Source organism: Ideonella sp., assembly GCF_041918995.1.
In the GTDB taxonomy this organism is placed as follows: domain Bacteria; phylum Pseudomonadota; class Gammaproteobacteria; order Burkholderiales; family Burkholderiaceae_C; genus Ideonella.
In genome coordinates this window covers 20,036-40,767 of the sequence record NZ_JAYRUN010000019.1, presented here as the reverse complement: position 1 = coordinate 40,767, position 20,732 = coordinate 20,036, and the positions used below count along the sequence as shown (strand labels likewise).

At 71.1% G+C, this 20,732-nt stretch carries 19 protein-coding genes; 11 read left to right on the top strand and 8 right to left on the bottom strand.

Annotation, left to right across the window (positions count from 1 at the left end; translation table 11 throughout):
- Window positions 1-103 precede the first annotated feature (103 nt).
- The 7 genes from ACE3UN_RS16300 (at window position 104) to gltA (ending at window position 6,006) form a co-directional block, all read left to right on the top strand.
- On the top strand, window positions 104-877 hold the full coding sequence (locus tag ACE3UN_RS16300; RefSeq protein WP_374676032.1) for a GntR family transcriptional regulator: 774 nt from the start codon (window positions 104-106) through the stop codon (window positions 875-877).
- 142 nt (window positions 878-1,019) lie between these two features.
- On the top strand, window positions 1,020-1,472 hold the full coding sequence (sdhC, locus tag ACE3UN_RS16295) for a succinate dehydrogenase, cytochrome b556 subunit (protein ID WP_374676031.1): 453 nt from the start codon (window positions 1,020-1,022) through the stop codon (window positions 1,470-1,472).
- A gap of 23 nt (window positions 1,473-1,495) precedes the next feature.
- Complete coding sequence (gene sdhD, locus ACE3UN_RS16290; protein ID WP_374676030.1) at window positions 1,496-1,858, top strand: succinate dehydrogenase, hydrophobic membrane anchor protein; 363 nt, start codon at window positions 1,496-1,498, stop codon at window positions 1,856-1,858.
- A gap of 65 nt (window positions 1,859-1,923) precedes the next feature.
- The gene (gene sdhA, locus ACE3UN_RS16285; protein WP_374676062.1) at window positions 1,924-3,630 is read left to right on the top strand and encodes a succinate dehydrogenase flavoprotein subunit; all 1,707 of its coding nucleotides are present in this window, start codon (window positions 1,924-1,926) and stop codon (window positions 3,628-3,630) included.
- A gap of 25 nt (window positions 3,631-3,655) precedes the next feature.
- A complete protein-coding gene (locus tag ACE3UN_RS16280) occupies window positions 3,656-4,363 on the top strand; it encodes a succinate dehydrogenase iron-sulfur subunit (RefSeq protein ID WP_374676029.1) in 708 nt (235 codons plus the stop codon).
- 19 nt (window positions 4,364-4,382) lie between these two features.
- Window positions 4,383-4,652: a succinate dehydrogenase assembly factor 2 gene (locus ACE3UN_RS16275; protein WP_374676028.1), complete on the top strand. Its 270-nt coding sequence runs from the start codon at window positions 4,383-4,385 to the stop codon at window positions 4,650-4,652.
- A 43-nt stretch (window positions 4,653-4,695) separates the two neighbouring features.
- Window positions 4,696-6,006, top strand: coding sequence for a citrate synthase (gltA, locus tag ACE3UN_RS16270; RefSeq protein WP_374676027.1), 1,311 nt, complete (start codon window positions 4,696-4,698; stop codon window positions 6,004-6,006).
- A 65-nt stretch (window positions 6,007-6,071) separates the two neighbouring features.
- Here gltA and ACE3UN_RS16265 read toward each other — a convergent pair whose 3' ends face one another.
- From ACE3UN_RS16265 to ACE3UN_RS16250, 4 genes are all read right to left on the bottom strand, one after another.
- The gene (locus ACE3UN_RS16265) at window positions 6,072-7,028 is read right to left on the bottom strand and encodes a MipA/OmpV family protein (RefSeq protein WP_374676026.1); all 957 of its coding nucleotides are present in this window, start codon (window positions 7,026-7,028) and stop codon (window positions 6,072-6,074) included.
- A gap of 27 nt (window positions 7,029-7,055) precedes the next feature.
- Complete coding sequence (locus tag ACE3UN_RS16260; protein ID WP_374676025.1) at window positions 7,056-8,999, bottom strand: NAD(P)-binding protein; 1,944 nt, start codon at window positions 8,997-8,999, stop codon at window positions 7,056-7,058.
- Window positions 9,000-9,086: 87 nt separating this feature from the next.
- Window positions 9,087-10,643 carry a methyl-accepting chemotaxis protein gene (locus ACE3UN_RS16255; RefSeq protein WP_374676024.1) on the bottom strand — a complete coding sequence of 519 codons (1,557 nt, stop codon included), beginning with the start codon at window positions 10,641-10,643 and terminating at the stop codon, window positions 9,087-9,089.
- Between the two features lie 151 nt (window positions 10,644-10,794).
- Window positions 10,795-12,615 carry a glutamine--tRNA ligase/YqeY domain fusion protein gene (locus tag ACE3UN_RS16250; RefSeq protein WP_374676023.1) on the bottom strand — a complete coding sequence of 607 codons (1,821 nt, stop codon included), beginning with the start codon at window positions 12,613-12,615 and terminating at the stop codon, window positions 10,795-10,797.
- A gap of 127 nt (window positions 12,616-12,742) precedes the next feature.
- Here ACE3UN_RS16250 and ACE3UN_RS16245 point away from each other — a divergent pair, with 127 nt between their 5' ends.
- From ACE3UN_RS16245 to ACE3UN_RS16235, 3 genes are all read left to right on the top strand, one after another.
- Window positions 12,743-13,213, top strand: a complete 471-nt coding sequence (locus tag ACE3UN_RS16245) for a hypothetical protein (protein ID WP_374676022.1) — start codon at window positions 12,743-12,745, stop codon at window positions 13,211-13,213.
- 169 nt (window positions 13,214-13,382) lie between these two features.
- Window positions 13,383-14,933, top strand: a complete 1,551-nt coding sequence (locus tag ACE3UN_RS16240) for a methyl-accepting chemotaxis protein (protein WP_374676021.1) — start codon at window positions 13,383-13,385, stop codon at window positions 14,931-14,933.
- Window positions 14,934-15,040: 107 nt separating this feature from the next.
- A complete protein-coding gene (locus tag ACE3UN_RS16235; RefSeq protein ID WP_374676020.1) occupies window positions 15,041-15,637 on the top strand; it encodes a chalcone isomerase family protein in 597 nt (198 codons plus the stop codon).
- Here the strand turns inward: ACE3UN_RS16235 and ACE3UN_RS16230 are convergent, their stop codons facing one another.
- The 4 genes from ACE3UN_RS16230 to ACE3UN_RS16215 all read right to left on the bottom strand — a co-directional run bounded on the left by ACE3UN_RS16230 (window position 15,638) and on the right by ACE3UN_RS16215 (window position 19,796).
- Complete coding sequence (locus ACE3UN_RS16230; RefSeq protein ID WP_374676019.1) at window positions 15,638-15,931, bottom strand: 2TM domain-containing protein; 294 nt, start codon at window positions 15,929-15,931, stop codon at window positions 15,638-15,640. It abuts the gene before it with no gap.
- 143 nt (window positions 15,932-16,074) lie between these two features.
- Entirely contained in the window at window positions 16,075-16,965 is an 891-nt protein-coding gene (locus ACE3UN_RS16225) for a LytR/AlgR family response regulator transcription factor (protein ID WP_374676018.1), read from the bottom strand.
- A gap of 8 nt (window positions 16,966-16,973) precedes the next feature.
- Window positions 16,974-18,164, bottom strand: a complete 1,191-nt coding sequence (locus ACE3UN_RS16220) for a sensor histidine kinase (RefSeq protein WP_374676017.1) — start codon at window positions 18,162-18,164, stop codon at window positions 16,974-16,976.
- 78 nt (window positions 18,165-18,242) lie between these two features.
- On the bottom strand, window positions 18,243-19,796 hold the full coding sequence (locus tag ACE3UN_RS16215) for a helicase HerA-like C-terminal domain-containing protein (protein ID WP_374676016.1): 1,554 nt from the start codon (window positions 19,794-19,796) through the stop codon (window positions 18,243-18,245).
- 202 nt (window positions 19,797-19,998) lie between these two features.
- Here ACE3UN_RS16215 and ACE3UN_RS16210 point away from each other — a divergent pair, with 202 nt between their 5' ends.
- Entirely contained in the window at window positions 19,999-20,724 is a 726-nt protein-coding gene (locus ACE3UN_RS16210; protein ID WP_374676015.1) for a YebC/PmpR family DNA-binding transcriptional regulator, read from the top strand.
- Window positions 20,725-20,732: the final 8 nt, after the last annotated feature.

The following is a 20,732-nucleotide window of genomic DNA, read 5'->3' as shown; positions in this document are numbered from 1 at the left end:
GGCTGGCTCCGGGTTGACCCTTGGATTCTGCTATTCTTATGTCTTATATAAGACACAGTTCCGGTGGACGGCGGGCCAGCGCCCGTGCTGCAATCCGGTCCCCATGCTGCCCGAACCGCCGCCGCCCGCCGCTGACGCCGACAGCCCTGCGCTGCCCGCCGGGCCGGCCTTCAGCCCGCTGTACCAGCAGATCAAGGCGCTGCTGGTCAAGAGCCTGCAGGACGGCGAATGGAAGCCGGGCGAGGCCATTCCCAGCGAGCTCGACCTGGCCTCGCGCTTTCGCGTGAGCCAGGGCACCGTGCGCAAGGCGATCGACGAGCTCGCGACCGAGAACCTGCTGGTGCGCCGCCAGGGCAAGGGCACCTTCGTCGCCACCCATGCCGAGGAGAAGATCCAGTACCGCTTCCTGCGCCTGACCTCCGACGACGGCGAGGCCACGGGGTGGGAGCGCCACTTCCTGGACTGCCGGCGCATGCGGGCGCCCGCCGAGGTGTCGCGTGCCCTGGGCCTGAAGGCCGGCGAGCCGGCGCTGCTGCTGCGGCGCACCCTGGGACGCGACGGCGTGCCCGTGGTGCTCGACGAGATCTGGCTGCCCGCGGCGCCGTTCAAGGGGCTCACGGCAGAGCGGCTGGCCCAGTACGCCGGGCCCATGTACGGCCTGTTCGAGACCGAGTTCGGCGTGCGCATGATCCGCGCCGAGGAGAAGATCCGTGCGGTCGCCGCCGATGCCGTGTCGGCCGGCCTGCTGCAGGTCCCGCCCGGCTACCCGCTGCTCAGCGTGGAGCGGCTGTCGCGCACCTACGGAGACCAGGCCGTGGAACTGCGTCGGGGCCTGTACAACACCGCCAGCCACTACTACCGCAACGAGCTGAGTTGAAGCCGATGGCCACGTCGGTGCCATGCAGGCAAGCCCGGCGAAAGCTTGTTGCGCTGCAATAGAATCATTCGGTTTCACTGCGATTACGCCCGTCAAGAGCGACAACCCCGAAGACCGCAGGTCGACGCCTGAAGGACCCCCCATGGCCAGCACGCCCGGAACGCCCCCCCCTCTCTCCGCCAAGCGACCCGAATTCCGCAACATCCACGCCCTGTCGGACCTGCCGAACTACCGGCTTCCCGCAGCGGGCATCGTGTCCATCCTGCACCGCATCAGCGGTGTGCTGATGTTCCTGCTGATGCCCTTCGTGATCTGGCTGTTCGACGTCAGCGTCACCTCGGAGATCTCGTACGAATCCTTCCGCAGCGCCTACCTGGCCGGTCTGGGCTTCCTGCCCGCCTGGTTCGTCAAGCTCGTCACGCTGGCGCTGATCTGGGGCTACCTGCACCACTTCACCGCGGGCGTGCGCCACCTGTGGATGGACGCCACGCACAGCGTGTCCAAGGCCCAGGGCAAGCAGTCCGCCGTCGCCACGCTCGTCATCAGCCTGGTGCTGACGGCGGTGCTCGGCGCCAAGCTGTTCGGCCTGTACTGACCGCCCGCAAGGACTCTCACCCCATGGCAATCAACCACGGTTCCAAGCGCCTCGTCGTGGGCGCGCACTACGGCCTGCGCGACTGGCTTGCCCAGCGTGTCACGGCCATCCTGATGGCCTTGTTCACCGTCGTCCTGCTGCTGCAGGTCGTGGTGGGCGAGCCGCTCGGCTACGACAAGTGGGCCGGCATCTTCGCCGCCCAGTGGATGAAGGTCTTCACCTTCGTCGTCATCCTCTCGCTGCTGTACCACGCCTGGGTCGGCATGCGCGACGTGTGGATGGACTACATCAAGGCGGTGGGCCTCAAGCTCGCCCTGCAGGTGTTCACCATCGTGTGGCTGGTCGGCTGTGCCGGCTGGGCGATCCAAGTGCTGTGGAGACTCTGAACGTGGCCGCCTCGATTTCCAAACGCAAGTTCGACGTGGTGATCGTCGGGGCCGGTGGCTCCGGCATGCGCGCCTCGCTGCAGCTGTCGCTCGCCGGCCTGAACGTGGCCGTGCTGTCCAAGGTGTTCCCCACCCGCTCGCACACGGTGGCGGCGCAGGGTGGCATCGGCGCCTCGCTCGGCAACATGAGCGAGGACAACTGGCACTACCACTTCTTCGACACCGTCAAGGGCTCCGACTGGCTCGGCGACCAGGACGCGATCGAGTTCATGTGCCGCGAAGCGCCCAAGGTCGTGTACGAGCTCGAGCACTTCGGCATGCCGTTCGACCGCAACCCGGACGGCACCATCTACCAGCGTCCCTTCGGTGGCCACACCGCCAACTACGGCGAGAAGCCCGTGCAGCGCGCCTGCGCCGCGGCCGACCGCACCGGCCACGCGCTGCTGCACACGCTGTACCAGCAGAACGTCAAGGCGCGCACCAACTTCTTCGTCGAGTGGATGGCGCTGGACCTGATCCGCGACGTCGACGGCGACGTGGTGGGCGTGACGGCGCTCGAGATGGAAACCGGCGACCTGCACATCCTGGAAGCCAAGACCGTGCTGATGGCCACCGGGGGCGCCGGCCGCATCTACGCGGCCTCGACCAACGCCTTCATCAACACCGGTGACGGCCTGGGCATGGCGGCGCGTGCCGGCATCCCGCTCGAGGACATGGAGTTCTGGCAGTTCCACCCCACCGGCGTGGCCGGCGCGGGCGTGCTGCTGACCGAAGGCTGCCGTGGCGAAGGCGCGATCCTGCGCAACAGCAACGGCGAGCGCTTCATGGAGCGCTACGCGCCCACGCTGAAGGACCTGGCACCGCGCGACTTCGTCTCGCGCTCCATGGACCAGGAGATCAAGGAAGGTCGCGGCTGCGGTCCCAACAAGGACTACGTGCTGCTCGACATGACCCACCTGGGTGCCGAGACGATCATGAAGCGGCTGCCCTCGGTGTACGAGATCGGCCACAACTTCGCCAACGTCGACATCACCAAGGAGCCGATCCCGGTGGTGCCGACCATCCACTACCAGATGGGCGGCATCCCGACCAACGTGAACGGCCAGGTGGTGGTGCCGAAGAACGGCAACCCCAACGAGGTGGTGAACGGCCTGTACGCCGTGGGCGAGTGCTCGTGCGTCTCGGTGCACGGCGCCAACCGCCTGGGCACGAACTCGCTGCTCGACCTGGTGGTGTTCGGCCGCGCGGCGGGCAACCACATCGTGGCCAGCGCGCTCAAGCAGAAGAACCACAAGCCGCTGCCGGCTGACGCCGCCGAGCGCACCCTGGCCCGCCTGGCGCGCCTGGAAGGCGCGAAGAACGGCGAATACGCCCAGGACGTGGCCAACGACATCCGCGCGACCATGCAGAAGCACGCCGGCGTGTTCCGCACGCAGGCCAGCATGGAAGAGGGCGTGGCCAAGATCACGCAGGTGGCCGAGCGCGTGAAGTCCATCGGCCTGAAGGACAACTCCAAGGTGTTCAACACCGCGCGCATCGAGGCGCTGGAGGTGGAGAACCTCATCGAGGCCGCCCAAGCCACGATGATCTCCGCCGCCGCCCGCCCGGAAAGCCGTGGCGCGCACGCGCACAACGACTATCCGAACCGCGACGACGCGAACTGGATGAAGCACACGCTGTGGTACTCCGAAGGCAACCGCCTGGACTACAAGCCGGTGAACCTGAAGCCCCTGACGGTGGAATCCGTGCCGCCGAAGGTCCGCACGTTCTGAGGCCCCCGCCGGAAACGACACGATCATGAGCGACAAGCGCACTTTCGAGATCTACCGCTACGACCCGGACAAGGACGCCAAGCCCTACATGCAGACCATCGAGATCGAGCTCGATGGCCATGAGCGCATGCTGCTGGACGCCCTGCTCAAGCTGAAGGCCGTCGACCCGACCCTGTCGTTCCGCCGCTCCTGCCGCGAAGGCGTGTGCGGCTCGGACGCCATGAACATCAACGGCAAGAACGGCCTGGCCTGCCTGACCAACATGCGCTCGCTGCCGAAGAAGGTGGTGCTGCGCCCGCTGCCGGGGCTGCCCGTCGTGCGCGACCTCATCGTCGACATGACGCAGTTCTTCCAGCAGTACCACTCGATCAAGCCGTACCTCGTCAACGACACGCCGCCCCCCGAGAAGGAGCGCCTGCAGTCGCCCGAGGAGCGCGAGGAACTCGACGGCCTGTACGAGTGCATCCTGTGCGCCAGCTGCTCCACGAGCTGCCCCAGCTTCTGGTGGAACCCGGACAAGTTCGTGGGCCCGGCCGGCCTGCTGCAGGCCTACCGCTTCATCGCGGACAGCCGCGACGAGGCCACGGGCGCGCGACTGGACAACCTGGAAGACCCGTACCGCCTGTTCCGCTGCCACACGATCATGAACTGCGTCGACGTCTGCCCGAAGGGGCTGAACCCGACCAAGGCGATCGGCAAGATCAAGGAACTGATGGTCCGCCGGGCGGCCTGACGACACGCCCCCGTCCACCATGCCCGCCGCCGTCCTGTCCTCCGCCGACCTCGGCCGCCTGAAGTGGCGCTGCCGGCGCGGGCTGCTCGAGAACGACCTGTTCGTCGAGCGCTTCTTCCGCCGGCACGAGGCCGGGCTGACGGAGGATCAGGTGCGTGGATTGCAGGGCCTGATGGACCTGTCCGACAACGACCTGCTGGACCTGCTGCTCGCCCGCAAGGAGCCCGAGGGCGAGCTGGACCGCGACGATGTGAAGGAAGTGCTGGCCCTGATGCGCCAGCCCGGCTGACCCGCGCCGGAACAACGAAGATTTGCCCCGAAAGGAACAGACGATGACCCCGTCCGACGTGAAAGCCACCCTGTCGTTCTCTGACGGCAGCCCCAACATGGACCTGCCGATCTACAAGGGCACGATCGGCCCGGATGTGATCGACATCCGCAAGCTCTACGGCCAGACCGGCAAGTTCACCTACGACCCGGGCTTCCTGTCCACCGCGTCGTGCAACTCGACCATCACCTACATCGATGGCGACAAGGGCGAGCTGCTGTACCGCGGCTACCCCATCGAGCAGCTCGCGGTGAACTGCGACTTCCTCGAAACCTGCTACCTGCTGCTGTACGGAGAGCTGCCGAACGCCAGCCAGAAGGAAGAGTTCACTGCCCGCGTGACCAACCACACGATGGTCAACGAGCAGATGCAGTTCTTCCTGCGGGGGTTCCGCCGCGATGCTCACCCGATGGCGGTGATGACCGGCCTGGTGGGCGCGCTCTCGGCCTTCTACCACGACAGCACCGACATCAACAACCCCGAGCACCGCGAGATCGCGGCGATCCGCCTGATCGCCAAGATGCCCACGCTGGTGGCCATGGCGTACAAGTACACGATCGGCCAGCCCTACGTGTACCCGAAGAACGACCTCTCGTACGCCGGCAACTTCATGCGCATGATGTTCGCCACGCCGTGCGCCGAGTACAAGCCGAACGACGTGCTGGTGCGGGCCATGGACCGCATCTTCACCCTGCACGCCGACCACGAGCAGAACGCCTCCACCTCCACGGTGCGCCTGTGCGGCTCGTCGGGCACCAACCCGTTCGCGGCCATCGCCGCCGGCGTGGCCTGCCTGTGGGGCCCGGCCCACGGCGGCGCCAACGAGGCCTGCCTGAACATGCTCTACGACATCCAGAAGCAGGGGGGCGTGGCGCGCATCGGCGAGTTCATCACCAAGGTGAAGGACAAGAACTCCGGCGTGCGCCTGATGGGCTTCGGCCACCGGGTCTACAAGAACTACGACCCGCGCGCCAAGCTGATGCGCGAGACCTGCCACGAGGTGCTCAACGAGCTGGGCCTGCAGAACGACCCGCTGTTCAAGCTGGCGATGGAACTCGAGCGCATCGCGCTGGAGGACGACTATTTCGTCGCCCGCAAGCTGTACCCGAACGTCGACTTCTACTCGGGCATCGTGCAGCGCGCCATCGGCATCCCGGTGCCGCTGTTCACCGCCATCTTCGCGCTCGCCCGCACCGTGGGCTGGATCGCCCAGCTCAACGAGATGATCGGCGACCCCGAGTACAAGATCGGTCGCCCGCGCCAGCTGTACGTGGGTGCCGCCCACCGCGACGTGAAGCCGCTGAACCAGCGCTGACCGGCGGCGGCGCCGCGGCGCCGACCGACGACACAGGCCACCTCCGGGTGGCCTTTTTCATGGCCTCAGCGCACGCCGGCTTCTTCGGAGCGCCACGCGGTCCAGGTGAGCGTGACGGCGAAGGTGGGGTCCACGCTGCGACCGACGACCGGACTGTCCTCGTTGGCGGCGCCGCGCACGGATTCGACGCTCGCATGCAGCCCGAGACGCAGGCTGGGCAGCAGCAGGCGCGACCACGACGTGCCCACGCGGCTGGCGACCAGGCCGCCCTGCGCTTCGTAGGCCGGGCGGGTCGGCGTCGCGTACTCGGGCGCCACCTCGTAGAACAGGCTGTTCAGCCGCTGGCTGCCGAACAGCAGGCCCGCGTGCACGCTGGGGGTCCAGCCCATGACGGGCGCCAGGCGGTAGCTGACGCGTGGCTCGAAGGACACGCCGGCCGGCTCGAAATCCCGGTCCGCGTCGAACACGAAGCGCAGCGGCAGGTCCAGGCGCCAGGGCGTGGGCCGGCCATCCTCCGGCAGCGGCCCCAGGTTCACGCGCAGGCTGGGGCCGATCTCCACCAGGGTGCCGATGGCCGGCATGCCGGCCCGGGCCCCCTTGTCCACGCCGTCGGACCCGAACGCCGCGGCGGCGCTGAAATCCAGCTCGGCACGGGGGCGGCGCAGGGCGCGCACGCCGGCCGTGCCGCCCTCCAGCCGCAGCACCGGACCGCGGTAGGTCACGAAGGGCAGCACCGTGGCATTGCGGGCCCGACGCGCGGCGCCCGGGTACACCGCATGGTCGGCGGCCACGCCAAACAGCCCCACCGTCCACAGGGGGGGCGGCTGGCGGCCCCATTCCTCGGCGTCGTCCCCGGCCTCCGAGGCCGAGGTGGGCGGCTCGGCGGCGGTGGCGGCCGCGTCGGCGGCGGCCGCCGGGGCCGCGGCCACGAGCAGCAGCCAGGCGGCGTGCTGCCAGGTGATGGAGGACGCCGGGCGGCGGGCCGCGCCGGGACGGTGGGGCGATCGAGGTGCAGTGGGCATGGGGACGGAAGCAGACAAGAAGAAGGGTCAGGCCAATCCGATCTGGCGGGGGTCGGGGCCGGGCATCGGGTGACCGGCCGGCAGGCGGGCGTGCGGCAGCAGCGCCTGCACGGCGCGTGCCGCCTGGTCGATGGCACCGTGGGCGTAGGCGTAGGCACCGGCGTCGCTGTTGGCGATGGCCACGCGGCCCCAGCCGCGCCGCGCCAGCTCGCAGGGCAGCGGCCCGCGGGGCCAGAAGCGGTCCCAGGGCCGCATGTACTCGTAGGCGTAGCCGTGGGCCCAGCGGTTCAGGGTGATGGCCTCGATGTCCCGGGCGCCGTCGAAGCCGAAGGGCCCGAGCGCCGCCGAGAGCAGCCGGTGGATGCGCGCCTCCACGTCGGCAAAGGACCAGGACATGAGCTCGGCGCGGCCTTGCGCGGCCTGCTGGCGGGCCGGCTGCCCATTGCCCGGCACCACCACCTTGCCCAGGTGCAGCAGGATGGGCGAGTCCGGTGACTCGGGCGGGCGCTGGCTGCCCAGGCGCATGGGGAAGTCCAGCGACACGTCGCCCCAGAACCCGTCGACCGGCGACAGGCTGCGCACGCCGGCGCGCTGCCAGGCCCGCCAGTTCGACAGCAGGACGGTGGCGTACACCAGCGGCACCTTCACCTGGTCGTCGAGCGCACGCACCTGCGCAGCGGGCAGCTCGTCGGTCAGCCGGGCCACCACCCGGTGCCAGCAGGCCAGCAGCACCTGGCGGGCGCGCACGCGGCGCCGGCGGCCGGCGGCGTCCACGTAGTCGACCTCGACCCACTCGGCGCTGGCGGGCGGCCCGCGGTGGCGCACCCGCAGCGCGGTGGCACCCATGCGCAGGCGCACCGGGGCCCCGGCGCGGTCGAGCTGGCCTCGGTCGAGTGGCGTGTCGACCAGGGCGTCCATGCCCTGGCCGGGCAGGGACGCCGGGACGAGCGAACGCAGCAGGGCGCGCACCACGCCGGCGTTGCCGTCCGGGAAATGGTAGACGTAGGAGTCGCTGCCTGCCTTCATCTGCCGGCCGCTGGGCGACAGGCGCGGGTCCGGCCCGTCGCCCAGGTCCAGGCCGTCGAATCCCGGCAGGCCCGCCGCCCAGGCATCCAGCGCGCTCGTCGCGTCGACGCCCACGCCGAAGTAGCCGCGTGTGTCCCCCGCCAGGAAGCGGACCACGCCCTCGTCCACGCCCCAGTGGGCGCGCAGGAGTTCCCGGTAGGTGATGCGTGCGAGGTGGCTGCGTCGGGCGGCCCGTGTCCGCAGTCCCGGCAGCACGTCCCGCGGCGGCCCCCACAACGCGGCCAGGCCGGCCTGCGTGGCCGGCGACAGGGGGGTGTCCGGCAGCCAGTCCGCCGGCGACGCCTGTGCGCCATGCCGCACCAGCACGTCCGCGCCCCAGCGCTCGCGCTCGAAGAACAGCGCGCGCTGGGTCAGGCCATGGCGCGCGGCCCAGCCGCCGTCGTGCAGCTCGGTGGGAAAACGCTGCAGGTCGATGCCCAGGTCCGCCAGCAGGGTGCGGGTGGCCGCGGAGAACAGCGACGGGCTGTCCAGCGACTGCGAGCCGCCGTAGCCCACCAGGCGGGTGCCGTCGCGGGCGACGAACTCGTTGCGCTGCGCGTGCCCGCCCGGCTCCTGCAGCGGGTCCAGCAGCAGCATGCGCACCGGCCGCCCGGCATGCTGGCGGAACCAGTGCGCCCCCGCCAGGCCCGACAGGCCCGCGCCCACGACGACCAGGTCCTCGGTCTCCGGATCGAGCTCCACCACGCCGTCCCGGCTGGCGGGTGCGTCGCGGGCGGCATGGGACGCCGCCAGGGTGGCATCGGTCTGCCCCTGCCAGCCCGGGGCCGCGGCCGGCACGGCCCCGGCTGCCAGGGCCGACGGCAGGCAGCAGGCGGCCCCCAGGCCATGGACCAGGTCGCGTCGGGTGATGCCGTCGGGCAGGGGGCCGGAGGAGAGCAGGGGCATGCGGTGCGGGCCGACGCGCGGCAGCGGGCCGCGGACGCCGGCCCATCGCCGCCATCATGGCATGCCGCACCCGTGCGGCAAGGGCCCTCAGGCCGCACCGCGGTGCGTGAACGCCGACACCGCGCGCACCAGGCGTTCGGCCTGGTGGTGCAGCGCCTGGGCGGCCGCCGCGGATTGCTCCACCAGCGCGGCGTTCTGCTGGGTGTGGTGGTCCAGCTGGGAGACCGCGGTGTTCACCTGGTCGATGCCGATGGACTGTTCACGCGAGGCCAGGCTGATGCGGTCGATGAGTTCGCGCATCTGGTTGACCTGCAGCAGCATGCCCTGCATGGCGGTCCCGGCGGCGGCGGTTTCGCGGGCCCCTTCCTGCACGCGCTCGCTGCTGTCCGAGATGAGCCTGGCGATCTGGCGGGCCGCCTCGGCGCTGCGCTGCGCCAGGCCCCGCACCTCGCCGGCCACCACCGCAAAGCCGCGGCCCTGCTCGCCGGCGCGCGCGGCCTCGACGGCGGCGTTCAGGGCGAGCAGGTTGGTCTGGAAGGCGATGCCGTCGATCACGGCGATGATGTCGGTGATGCGCTGCGAGGAGGTCGTGATGCCGCGCATCGTGCTGTCCACGCGCTCCACCGCCAGCCGGCTTTGGGCGGCCGCCTCGGTGGCCTGCGACGCGAGCTGGGCCACCTGGCCCGAGGTCTCGCCGTTGCGCTGCACCGTCTCGCTCATCTGTTCCATGGAGGAGGCGGTCTGCTGCAGGTGGGCCGCCGCCTGTTCGGTGCGCACGCTCAGGTCGTGGCTGCCCTGCGAGATCTCGCTGCTCGCCTGCACGAAGGTGGCCACCTGCTCGGTCACGTCGGCCATGATCCAGCGCAGCATCAGGCCCAGCTGGTTCACGGCGCGGAAGGCCATGCCGATCTCGTCCACGCGGTCGACGCGCACCGCCTCGGGCTCGCCGTTGGCCACCCGCTGCGCATGGCGCTGCAGCGCCTGCAGCGGGGCGACCACCTGCCGGTCGATCCACCAGCCGGCCACGGCGGTGGACGCCACCACGCCGGCCGCCACGGCGGCCAGGTCGCCGCCCGCCAGCCCGCAGGCGGCCGCGGTCGCCGTGCCCCCGATGGCGGCGCCCAGCAGGCCGGCGGCCACGCGCCAGCGCACGGGCAGCGTCTTCAGCACCGTGCCGGGGGCCCAGCGGTGGCGGCTCACCAGCACCCCCTTGTGCAGGCGAAGGTGGGCCGCCTGGCCGCTGCGCATCCGGGTGTAGAGCGCTTCCGCCTGCTCGATCTCCTCGCGTGAGGGGGGGGTGCGCACCGACAGGTAGCCGGTGGTCCGGCCGCCGCGTTGCAGCGGGGTGGCATTGGCGCGCACCCAGTAGTGGTCGCCGTTCTTGCGCCGGTTCTTCACCAGGGCCGTCCAGGACTGCCCCGCCTTCAGCGTGGCCCACATGTCGGCGAAGGCCGCAGCGGGCATGTCGGGGTGCCGCACGATGTTGTGCGGCTGCCCCTCCAGCTCGGCGGCCTCGAAGCCGCTGGCGGCGATGAAGGCCGCATTGGCATAGGCGATGCGCCCCGCCGGGTCGGTGGTGGACATCAGCGTGATGTCGGCGGGCAGCGGGTGCTCCCGCTGGGTGACGGGCAGGTTCTGGCGCATGGGGGACTGCTTCAGGAGGTGGAGGGGGCCGTCGTTGGCCCCGTTGACCCCAAGCATGCGCCGATTTACCCCACCCCGTATGGGGAATATGCGGCGCCTCCTCCACGCAATTGGCTGCAGCGCACCAGACCGGTGCAATCGCAACGGCCGGTCAGCGTGCCGCCGGCTTGGCCCAGCTGTCCTTCAGCCCGGTGATGCGGTTGAACACGGGGCGATCGGCCTGGTGGTCGATCCGGTCGCTGATGAAGTACCCATGCCGCTCGAACTGCAGCCGGGTCTCGGCGGCGGTTCCCGCCAGCGAGGGCTCCACATAACCCTGCACCACCTGCTTGCTGGCCGGGTTGAGCACGCTGAGGAAGTCGCGCCCCCCCGCGTCGGGCTGCGCCTCGGAGAACAGCCGATCGAACAGGCGCAGCTCCGCCGCCAGGCCGTCGTGCGCGCCCACCCAGGTGATCACGCCCTTGACCTTGATCGCGTCCGCCCCGGGGGTACCGCTCTTGGTGTCGGGCACCACCGTGGCGGTCACGGCGGTCACCCGGCCGTCGGCATCCTTCTCGCAGCCGGTGCACTCCACCACCACGCCGTACTTCAGGCGCACCCGGTTGCCGGGGAACAGGCGGAAGAAGCCCTTGGGGGGCGCCTCGGCGAAGTCCTCCCGCTCGATCCAGAGCTGCGGGCCCAGGCTGAACTGCCGCTGGCCGCGCTCGGGGTGGTGCGGATGCACGGGCGCCTGGCAGGGCTCGCGGTGGTCGGCCGAGCCGAACACCTCTGCCCAGTTCGTCAGCTTGAGCGCCAGCGGGTCCAGCACCGCCATGGCGCGGCCGACCTGCGGGTCCAGGTCGTCGCGCAGGGCGATGTCCAGCACGGAGTAGTCCAGCCAGATGTTGGTCTTGCTGGCGCCGGAGTCGTCGGCCATCTTGCGGATCGATGCCGGGGTGTAGCCGCGGCGTCGCATGCCGGCCAGGGTGGGCATGCGCGGGTCGTCCCAGCCGTGCACATGCTGCTCGTCGACCAGCTGCTTGAGCTTGCGCTTGCTGGTGATCACGTAGCTGAGGTTCAGCCTGCCGAATTCGTACTGCTTCGGCAGCGGGTGGGCCAGCAGGCCGCCTTCGGCCAGGCGCTCCAGCAGCCAGTCGTAGAACGGGCGCTGGTCCTCGAACTCGAGCGTGCAGATCGAATGGGTGATGCGCTCCAGCGCGTCCTCGATGGGGTGCGCGTAGGTGTACATCGGGTAGATGCACCAGCGGTCGCCCGTGTTGTGGTGGGTGGCGCGGCGGATGCGGTAGATGGCGGGGTCGCGCAGGTTGATGTTCGGCGAGGCCATGTCGATCTTGGCGCGCAGCACCATGCTGCCGTCGGCATGCAGGCCGTCGCGCATCTCGCGAAAGCGCGCCAGGTTCTCCGCCGGCGTGCGGGCCCGGTAGGGGCTGTCGGTGCCGGGGGTGGTGAAGTCGCCCCGGCTGGCGCGCATCTGCTCCGGCGTCTGCTCGTCCACGTAGGCGAGGCCGCGCTCGATGAGGTGCTCGGCCGCCTGGTACATGAAATCGAAGTAGTTGCTGGCGTAGTAGAGGTGGGGCGTGCCGAAGGCCTCCCAGTTCCACCCCAGCCACCGCACCATCTCCTCGATGGCGTCGACGTACTCCTGCTCCTCCTTCTCGGGGTTGGTGTCGTCGAAGCGCAGGTGGCACACGCCGCCGTAGTCGCGGGCCAGGCCGAAGTTCAGGCAGATGCTCTTGGCGTGGCCCACATGGAGGTAGCCGTTGGGCTCGGGCGGGAAGCGCAGGCGCACGCGGGCCGGGTCCGGCTGGCCGGCGGCGTGGTGCGCCGCGTCGCCGGGGCTGCCGCCGAATGGGCGGCCGTCGTAGGTACCGGCGGCGAGGTCCCGCTCGATCAGCGTGCGCAGGAAGTTGCCCGCGCGGGCCGGCTCGGCGGCCGCGGGGGAGGGGGCAGGGGAAGAAGGCTTGTCGCTCATGGCAGCCAGAGTGTAGCCAGGGGGTGCCGCGACGAGCCGTTACACCTGGGCCGCCGGGTCCCGTCAACGGCGGTTCCCGGCAGGGCGTTGGAGGCGCATCCCCCGAGGAACCCACAAGGAGATGGTCATGTTCACCCGCCTGCTGCACACCGCCCGTCGCGCCGCGTCCGTGGCCGCCCCGCTGGCCGCCTGCCTCGGCGCGGGCGCCGTGGCCCTGCCGGCGCACGCCGGCGTCAACTGGTCCATCGGCATCAGTGCCCCCATCGCCCCGGGCGTGCAGGTGGGCACGGTCATCGGCGGCGGTGGCCACCATCGGCACCACCACCATTACCGTCCGCCCGCGGCCTATGTGCCTGCGCCGGTGGTGTATGCGCCGCCGCCGGTGTATGCGGCACCCGTCTACGCGCCGCCCGTGTATGCCGCCCCCGTGGTCGTCGCGCCGCGCCCGGTGGTCTACCGCGCGCCGGTTGTGGTGCGGCACCACCACCACCACTACCGCGCCCCGGTCGTCGTGCGGCCCGGCCATGGCCACCACCACGACGGCCGCCCGGGTCCCTACCAGCCCACCGCTCGGGTGAGCGACCGCCAGGTGCGCTGAGCCCGCCGCCCCCCCGGGGGCGCCGCGCGGGCGTCCGGTGTGAATTGCCGGACGATCCCCCGCCAGATCGGCCTCAAGCCCCGCGAGGGGGCTGCCGACAATCGCTGCAGCGCTGCCAGTCAGCCGCCCTCGGCGGACGAGCAGCGCGCGGCTGTCGGAGAGGCGAAAGATGGGGCAATTCAACAGGCTGAAGATCGGCCAGCGCCTGGCGTTGGGGTTTGGCGTGGTCATCGCCGTCTTCGGCGTCATGGCGGCGTTCGCGGCCATGCGGATCGGCGGCCTGAGCGACGAGATCGCCCGGCTCGTGGGCGACCGCTACCAGAAGACGGTGGTGGCCGGCCAGATCAAGTCCGAGCTCAACGAGGTGTCGCGCAACATGGGCAACATCCTCATCATGACCGACCCCGGCCAGATCCAGAAGGAGCTGGCCAACATCGAGCGGGTCATGCAGGCCAGCGAGGCCACGTTCACCTCGCTCCGGACCCTGATCACCGACGAGGCCGGCCAGAAGCAGCTGGCGGAGATCGCGGCGCTGCGGGACAAGTTCAAGCCCGCCCAGGTGGCCTTCTCCCGCCTCGTGGCGGAGGACAGCAAGGACGAGGCCATGGTGAAGTTCCTCTTCGCCATCCGACCCGTGCAGCTCAAGTACTTCGCTGCGCTCGACCAGTTCATTGCCCAGCAGCACGCCCAGATGGAAGAGGCGCGGACCAGCGCCGAGGCGCAGGCACGGCAGACGCTGTTCATCATCCTGGGCGTGGCGGCCGGCGCGGCGCTGCTCAGCCTGGCCGTGGCCTGGGTCTCCACCCACAGCATCACCGTGCCGCTGCGGCATGCGGTGTCCATCGCGCAGCGTGTGGCTGCCGGGGACCTGACCAGCCGCGTGCAGGCGCGCACCCAGGACGAGACCGGCCAGCTGATGGCGGCGCTGGACGAGATGAACCAGTGCCTGCAGCGCATCGTGGGCAATGTCCGCCAGGGCACGGAGTCCATCGCGGCGGCGTCTGCGCAGATCGCCAGCGGCAACATGGACCTGTCCTCGCGCACCGAGCAGCAGGCGGCGTCCCTGCAGCAGACGGCCCACTCCATCAAGGACCTCACCAGCAACGTCCGGCAGAACGCGGAGAACGCGCGCCAGGCCGACGCCCTGGTGCGCTCGGCCTCCGAGGTGGCCCGCCAGGGCGGCGCCGTGGTGTCCCAGGTGGTGCAGACGATGGGCTCCATCGACGCCTCGTCCAAGCGCATCGGCGACATCATCGGCGTGATCGACGGCATCGCCTTCCAGACCAACATCCTGGCGCTCAATGCCGCGGTCGAGGCGGCGCGCGCGGGTGAGCATGGCCGGGGCTTCGCGGTGGTGGCCGGCGAGGTGCGCACGCTGGCGCAGCGGTCGGCCGGTGCGGCCAAGGAGATCCGCAGCCTCATCAGCGACTCGGTGCAGAAGGTCGCCCAGGGCAGCCAGCTGGTCGCCCAGGCGGGCACCACCATGGAGGAGGTGGTGGCCAGCGTGGGCCGCGTCACCCACATCATGAGCGAGATCAGCGCCGCCAGCCAGGAGCAGAGCGCCGGCATCGAGGGCCTGAGCCGCACCATCGACCAGATGGACGGCTCCACCCAGCAGAACGCCGCCCTGGTGGAGCAGGCGGCGGCGGCGGCGGAATCGCTGCGTCACCAGTCCGCCACGCTGGAGCAGACGGTCAGCCTGTTCAAGCTCGACGCCTGAGCACCCGAGGGTCCATTCTGTTGACAGGGCGCGGGTGCCCCCGGCTACATTGACCCATGCCCGGCCGCACGCCGGGCGCCTCATCCCTTGCCTTTGACGGAGACCGCATGAACGCGAAGAGGTCCACCCTGCTGTGCCTGGCGGCCGGCCTGCTGGCTGCCTTGTCCACCTCCCTGCCCGCTGCCGCGGCCGAGGTGGAGGGCGTGAAGCTCGACGATGCCGCCAAGGTGGCCGGCAAGGACCTGAAGCTCAACGGCGCCGGCGTGCGCACGCGCTTTGGCTTCAAGGTCTACGTGCTGGGCCTGTACCTGCCGCAGAAGAAGACCACCACGGCCGACGTGCTGGCGCTGGACGGGCCGCGCCGCTTCACCATCGTCACGATGCGCGACATCAGTGGCGAGGACTTCGGCGAGGCCTTCATGACCGGCATCAACAAGAACACCGACAAGGCGGAGAAGACCAAGCTGGTCAGCCAGATGACCCGCTTCGGCGAGATCTTCGCGACGCAGGGCCAGTTGAAGAAGGGCGACGTGCTCATCTCCGACTGGGTGCCCGGCACCGGCATGGTGATGACGCTGAATGGCAAGTCGCTGTCCGAGCCGATCCCCGACGTGGCGTTCTACAACGCCGTGCTCAAGATCTGGCTGGGCGACAAGCCGGCCGACTCCTCGCTGAAGACGGCGCTGCTGGGCGAGAAGGGCTGATCAGCCCCGGCGGCGCAGCCGCGCCACCTCCTCGGCCAGCATGCGGTCGCGCACGCCCTCGCCCCGCAGGCCGAGGAAGGTGACGATGCCGTGGATGGCCAGGCCCAGCCCCCAGCCCCACAGCGGGAAGTGGCTCCAGCGGTGGCCGCCCTGGAACGTGTCCAGGGCGTACAGGCCCAGGTTCACCAGCACGAACACCAGCGCATGGGTGTAGAAGCCGAGCTTCATGCCCACGCGCTTGCGGGCGCGCTCCATCAGTTCGTCGTCGGCGGCGGCGGGGGTGGCGGTCGGCATCGCGGGTTCCTCGTGAGGGGGTGGAAGGGGTCGATGGCGTCATCGTGCCCACCCCCCGCCGGCCGGGCCAGCGCCGCGCGACGGCTGGTGAGCCCGCGTCGTGAACCGCCGCCGGCCGGCGTGAACGGCGGCGCGCGGCCTCCTTACATGCCCTTGAACCGGGCCGCGTACAGGCGGCTCACGCTCAGCCGCTCCGGCCGCTGGCGCAGCACCAGCTGCACGCGGCCGGCCTCGTCGCGCAGCGCACGCTCGACGGCCTGCACCTGCACCACCGTGCCACGGTGCACCTGCCAGAAGCGCTGCGGGTCCAGCCGCGGCAGCAGCTCGCGCAAGGACGTGCGGATCAGGTGCTCGGCGTGTGCCGTGAGCACCCGCACGTACTTGTCGGCCGCCTCGAAGTACACGACGTCCTGCACGGGCACTATCTCCACCACCGCGCCGCCGGCCGACGACGCGGCGATCACCTGCAGCGTCTCGGGGGCGGGTGCCGGGGGCATCGTGGCCATGCCGGCCGGGCCGAGCAGGGCACGCAGCCGTTCCAGCAGCGGGTCGCCGGCGTGGGCCGCGGCGGTGACGGCGGTGCCGCCCGGGCCGGGCGCGCGGCCACGCAGCACCGTGCGCAGCCGGTCGCAGGTGGCGGCCAGGCGGGCGGGGGCCACGGGCTTGAGCACGTAGTCCACGGCAGCGGCCTCGAAGGCCTGCAGCGCGTACTGGTCGTAGGCCGTGACGAACACGATCAGCGGCAGCGCACGGTCGGCCGGCCAGTCCTCCACCACGGCCTGGGCCGCCTCCAGCCCGCTGCAGCCGGGCATGCGGATGTCGAGGAACAGGACGTCGGGCAGGTGGGCCAGGGCCTGCTCCACCGCACTCGGGCCGTCCTCGGCCCGCGCCACCAGCCGCAGGCCGGGCCAGGCCCGCGCGAGCTCGCTAACCAGGGCCTGCGCGAGCAGGGGCTCGTCCTCGGCCAGCACGGAGGTGGCGGCCCAGGCGCTGGGGTCGGTGGGGGCGGTGGAGGGGATGTCGTGGGGGGGCATGGACGGGCTCAGGGCGGGGAGGCGGGGGCGCTGCGTTCGTCGTCGGCTGGCGGGCGGGCGGGCCACCGCAGGGTGACCACCGTCCCGCCCTGGCCGGCGGGGCCGGGTGCGAGCGAGAGCCGGGACGCCGCACCGTGCCACACCTGCAGCCGCTCACGCACCTGGGTCAGCCCGAAGCCGCCCGCCGGGCGGTCGGCGGCGGCCTGGCGTGCGGCCGCCTCGGGGCCGATGCCGGTGTCCGACACCTGCACGACGAGCTCGTCGCCGTCCTGCCAGGCCTCCACGCGCAGCTGGCCACCGCCGCGCTGCGGCTCCAGGCCGTGCTGGATGGCGTTCTCCACCAGCGGCTGCAGCAACAGCGGCGGCACGGGTGCGCGGGCCAGGTCGGGCGGCAGCACCAGCTGCACCTGCAGCCGCGTGCCCATGCGCACCTGCATGAGCGCCAGGTAGTCGGCCAGGCGCTCGAACTCGGCCGCCAGCGGGTGGAACGGCCTGCGGCTGGCCTGCAGGGTGGCGCGCAGGAACGCGATCAGCCGGTCCAGCATCTCCTGCGCACGCACCGCGTCCACGCCGATGAGCGCGCGCAGGTTGGCCAGCGTGTTGAACAGCATGTGCGGCTCGAGCTGCGACTCCAGCAGCTTGAGCCGGGTCTCGGCAGCCATGCGTCGGGCGGCCTCGGCGTGTGTCTGCGCCGCCCGCAGGTCGGCCTTGGCGCGGAAGTAGAACGTGGCGGTGACGCCTGGCACCAGCGAGATCATCAGCATGGCCAGCGTGGTGCCATGGCGCCCCTGGAAGGCCCGCCAGCCGGGCTGGCCCAGCAGCAGGTTCACCACCTCGGCGCCCACCACCAGGCCGAGCAGCGTGCCCACGGGCAGCACCAGCGCCATCCAGCGCCAGCCTGGCCAGTCGGTGGGCATGTCGCCGTGCTGCGGCGGGCCGCGACGGTGCACCCAGGCGGCGGCGGCATGGCGCAGCCCGTCGATGAACAGGCTGCAGGCCACGGCGATGCTCCACGAGTACAGCAGCGTGTAGCCGAAGTGCTGCTGGTACAGCAGCGTGAGCAGCACCGCGATCACCGTCCCGATGGCCAGCGCGCCGAACAGGTGGCGCAGCACATGGAGGCCGCGGTCGACCACCGCGGCACGCAGCCGGGCGGCGCGGGTCGGCGGGAGGGAGAGGCCGGGGTCGGGGGCGGACATCGGGCGATTGTGTGCGCCGGCCGTGCGCCGGTGGCGTCCCGCGCGACGACCGGCGCCCGGTGCGCGCGAGACGCCCGGTCAGCGGCGCCGGCTGCGGCTGGTGCCGCCCAGGAGGGACCCGAGCACGCCGCGCACGATCTCCCGGCCCACGGCCGAGCCCACCGAGCGCATGGCGCTCTTGGCGGCTGCTTCGGCCAGGCCTTCTCGCCGCCCGCCTCGGGGCCCGGTGGAGCCGAACAGCAGGTCGGACAGGCCGCCCAGCAGGCCGCCGCCGGCGTCCTGCGCCGCACCGGTGGCGGCGTCCCTGGCCGCGTCGCCGGCCCGGCGCGCCATCTCGCCGGCCACCTCGCCGCTGGCGGCGGCGCGGCCCTTGAGCTGCTCGTAGGCGGAATCGCGGTCCACGAGCTTCTCGTAGACGCCGGCCACCAGCGATCCCTGGATCAGCGCCTGGCGCTGGGCCGGCGTGATGGGGCCGATCTGGCTGCCCGGCGGCAGCACGTACACGCGCTCGGTCACCGACGGGCGGCCCTTGGGGTCGAGGAAGCTCACCAGCGCCTCACCCACGCCCAGCTCGGTGATGGCGGCGGCGATGTCCAGCCCCGGGTTCGGCCGCATGGTGTCGGCCGCCGTCTTCACCGCCTTCTGGTCGCGGGGGGTGAAGGCGCGCAGGGCATGCTGCACGCGGTTGCCCAGCTGGCCCAGCACGCTGTCGGGGATGTCCAGCGGGTTCTGCGTCACGAAGTACACGCCCACGCCCTTGGAGCGCACCAGCCGCACCACCAGCTCGATGCGCTCGACCAGCGCGGCGGGCGCGTCCTTGAACAGCAGGTGCGCCTCGTCGAAGAAGAACACCAGCTTGGGCTTGTCCAGGTCACCCACCTCGGGCAGGGTCTCGAACAGCTCCGACAGCATCCACAGCAGGAAGGTGGCGTACAGCCGGGGCGAGCTCATCAGCTGGTCGGCGGCCAGGATGTTCACCACGCCACGGCCGTCCGTGGTCTGCATGAAGTCGGCGATGTCCAGCATGGGCTCGCCGAAGAAGCGGTCGCCGCCCTGCTGCTCGATCTGCAGCAGCCCGCGCTGGATGGCGCCCACCGAGGCGGCGCTCACGTTGCCGTATTCGGTGGTGAACTCGCTGGCGTTGTCGCCCACGTGCTGCAGCATGGCGCGCAGGTCCTTCAGGTCCAGCAGGGCCAGGCCGCGGTCGTCGGCGATCTTGAACACCAGGTTGAGCACGCCGGCCTGCGTCTCGTTCAGGGCCAGCATGCGGCCCAGCAGCAGCGGGCCCATGTCGCTCACGGTCGCCCGCACGGGGTGACCGGCCTGGCCGAAGACGTCCCACAAGGTGGTGGGGCAGGCCACAGGGGCCGGCGGTTCCAGGCCGCGCTCCTGCAGCACGGCCGCCAGCTTGGGCCCTACCGTGCCGGCCTGGCTGATCCCGGTGAGGTCGCCCTTCACGTCGGCCATGAACACCGGCACGCCGAGCGCCGAGAAGCTCTCGGCCAGCTTCTGCAAGGTGATGGTCTTGCCGGTGCCGGTGGCGCCGGTGATCAGGCCGTGGCGGTTGGCCAGGGCGGGCAGCAGGTGGCAGGCGGTGTCGCCGTGGCAGGCGACGAGGATGGGATCGGCCATCGTGGGGTGCTCGGGGCAGGCGGTGGAGGCGTCGGCGAGTCTATCGCCGCCGGCGCGGGCGGGCCGGCCACCCGGCCCCCCGGCTAGAATGCCCGGTTCCCTTCGTCCCCCGACGAGCCCCCGCGCCCTCGCACCCTCATGCGAGCACAGCCCGCGCGCCGGGCGTCGGCGGGCGACTTCCCAGGATTCCCCAGGAGCACCCATGGCCGGTCATTCCAAATGGGCCAACATCCAGCACCGCAAGGGCCGCCAGGACGAGAAGCGCGGCAAGGTCTGGACCCGCCTCACCCGAGAGATCATCGTGGCGGCCCGCCAGGGCGGCGGTGACATCGCCATGAACCCGCGCCTGCGGCTGGCGATCGACAAGGCCAAGGCGGCCAACATGCCGGCCGACAACATCAAGCGCAACGTCGACAAGGCCACGGGCAACCTCGAGGGCGTGCAGTACGAGGAGATTCGCTACGAGGGCTACGGCATCGGCGGCGCGGCCATCATCGTCGACTGCATGACCGACAACCGCGTGCGCACCGTGGCCGAGGTGCGTCATGCCTTCAGCAAGCACGGCGGCAACCTGGGCACCGAAGGCTCGGTGGCGTTCCAGTTCAAGCACTGCGGCCAGCTGGTGTTCGCGCCGGGCACGTCCGAAGACCAGGTGATGGAAGTCGCGCTGGAAGCCGGCGCCGAGGACGTGGTCACAGGGGACGACGGCTCCATCGAGGTGCTCACCGCACCGGCCGACTTCGAGGCCGTGAAGAACGCGCTCGAGGCCAAGGGCCTGAAGCCCGAGATCGCCGAGGTGACCATGCGCGCCGAGAACACCATCGAGCTGGCCGGCGACGACGCCGCGCGCATGCAGAAGCTGCTCGACGTCCTGGAAGACCTGGACGACGTGCAGGAAGTCTTCCATAACGCCGAGATCAACGAGTAAGGCCTTCG

Excerpts from the sequence above, each read along its gene's own strand:
- sdhD (WP_374676030.1), top strand. The coding sequence starts at position 1,496 with ATGGCAATCAACCACGGTTCCAAGCGCCTCGTCGTGGGCGCGCACTAC.
- gltA (WP_374676027.1), top strand. The coding sequence starts at position 4,696 with ATGACCCCGTCCGACGTGAAAGCCACCCTGTCGTTCTCTGACGGCAGC.
- ACE3UN_RS16250 (WP_374676023.1), bottom strand. The coding sequence starts at position 12,615 with ATGAGCGACAAGCCTTCTTCCCCTGCCCCCTCCCCCGCGGCCGCCGAG.
- sdhA (WP_374676062.1), top strand. The coding sequence starts at position 1,924 with ATGCGCGCCTCGCTGCAGCTGTCGCTCGCCGGCCTGAACGTGGCCGTG.
- sdhC (WP_374676031.1), top strand. The coding sequence starts at position 1,020 with ATGGCCAGCACGCCCGGAACGCCCCCCCCTCTCTCCGCCAAGCGACCC.
- ACE3UN_RS16275 (WP_374676028.1), top strand. The coding sequence starts at position 4,383 with ATGCCCGCCGCCGTCCTGTCCTCCGCCGACCTCGGCCGCCTGAAGTGG.
- ACE3UN_RS16240 (WP_374676021.1), top strand. The coding sequence starts at position 13,383 with ATGGGGCAATTCAACAGGCTGAAGATCGGCCAGCGCCTGGCGTTGGGG.
- ACE3UN_RS16210 (WP_374676015.1), top strand. The coding sequence starts at position 19,999 with ATGGCCGGTCATTCCAAATGGGCCAACATCCAGCACCGCAAGGGCCGC.
- ACE3UN_RS16230 (WP_374676019.1), bottom strand. The coding sequence starts at position 15,931 with ATGCCGACCGCCACCCCCGCCGCCGCCGACGACGAACTGATGGAGCGC.
- ACE3UN_RS16235 (WP_374676020.1), top strand. The coding sequence starts at position 15,041 with ATGAACGCGAAGAGGTCCACCCTGCTGTGCCTGGCGGCCGGCCTGCTG.
- ACE3UN_RS16220 (WP_374676017.1), bottom strand. The coding sequence starts at position 18,164 with ATGTCCGCCCCCGACCCCGGCCTCTCCCTCCCGCCGACCCGCGCCGCC.
- ACE3UN_RS16280 (WP_374676029.1), top strand. The coding sequence starts at position 3,656 with ATGAGCGACAAGCGCACTTTCGAGATCTACCGCTACGACCCGGACAAG.
- ACE3UN_RS16255 (WP_374676024.1), bottom strand. The coding sequence starts at position 10,643 with ATGCGCCAGAACCTGCCCGTCACCCAGCGGGAGCACCCGCTGCCCGCC.
- ACE3UN_RS16265 (WP_374676026.1), bottom strand. The coding sequence starts at position 7,028 with ATGCCCACTGCACCTCGATCGCCCCACCGTCCCGGCGCGGCCCGCCGC.
- ACE3UN_RS16260 (WP_374676025.1), bottom strand. The coding sequence starts at position 8,999 with ATGCCCCTGCTCTCCTCCGGCCCCCTGCCCGACGGCATCACCCGACGC.
- ACE3UN_RS16225 (WP_374676018.1), bottom strand. The coding sequence starts at position 16,965 with ATGCCCCCCCACGACATCCCCTCCACCGCCCCCACCGACCCCAGCGCC.
- ACE3UN_RS16245 (WP_374676022.1), top strand. The coding sequence starts at position 12,743 with ATGTTCACCCGCCTGCTGCACACCGCCCGTCGCGCCGCGTCCGTGGCC.
- ACE3UN_RS16215 (WP_374676016.1), bottom strand. The coding sequence starts at position 19,796 with ATGGCCGATCCCATCCTCGTCGCCTGCCACGGCGACACCGCCTGCCAC.
- ACE3UN_RS16300 (WP_374676032.1), top strand. The coding sequence starts at position 104 with ATGCTGCCCGAACCGCCGCCGCCCGCCGCTGACGCCGACAGCCCTGCG.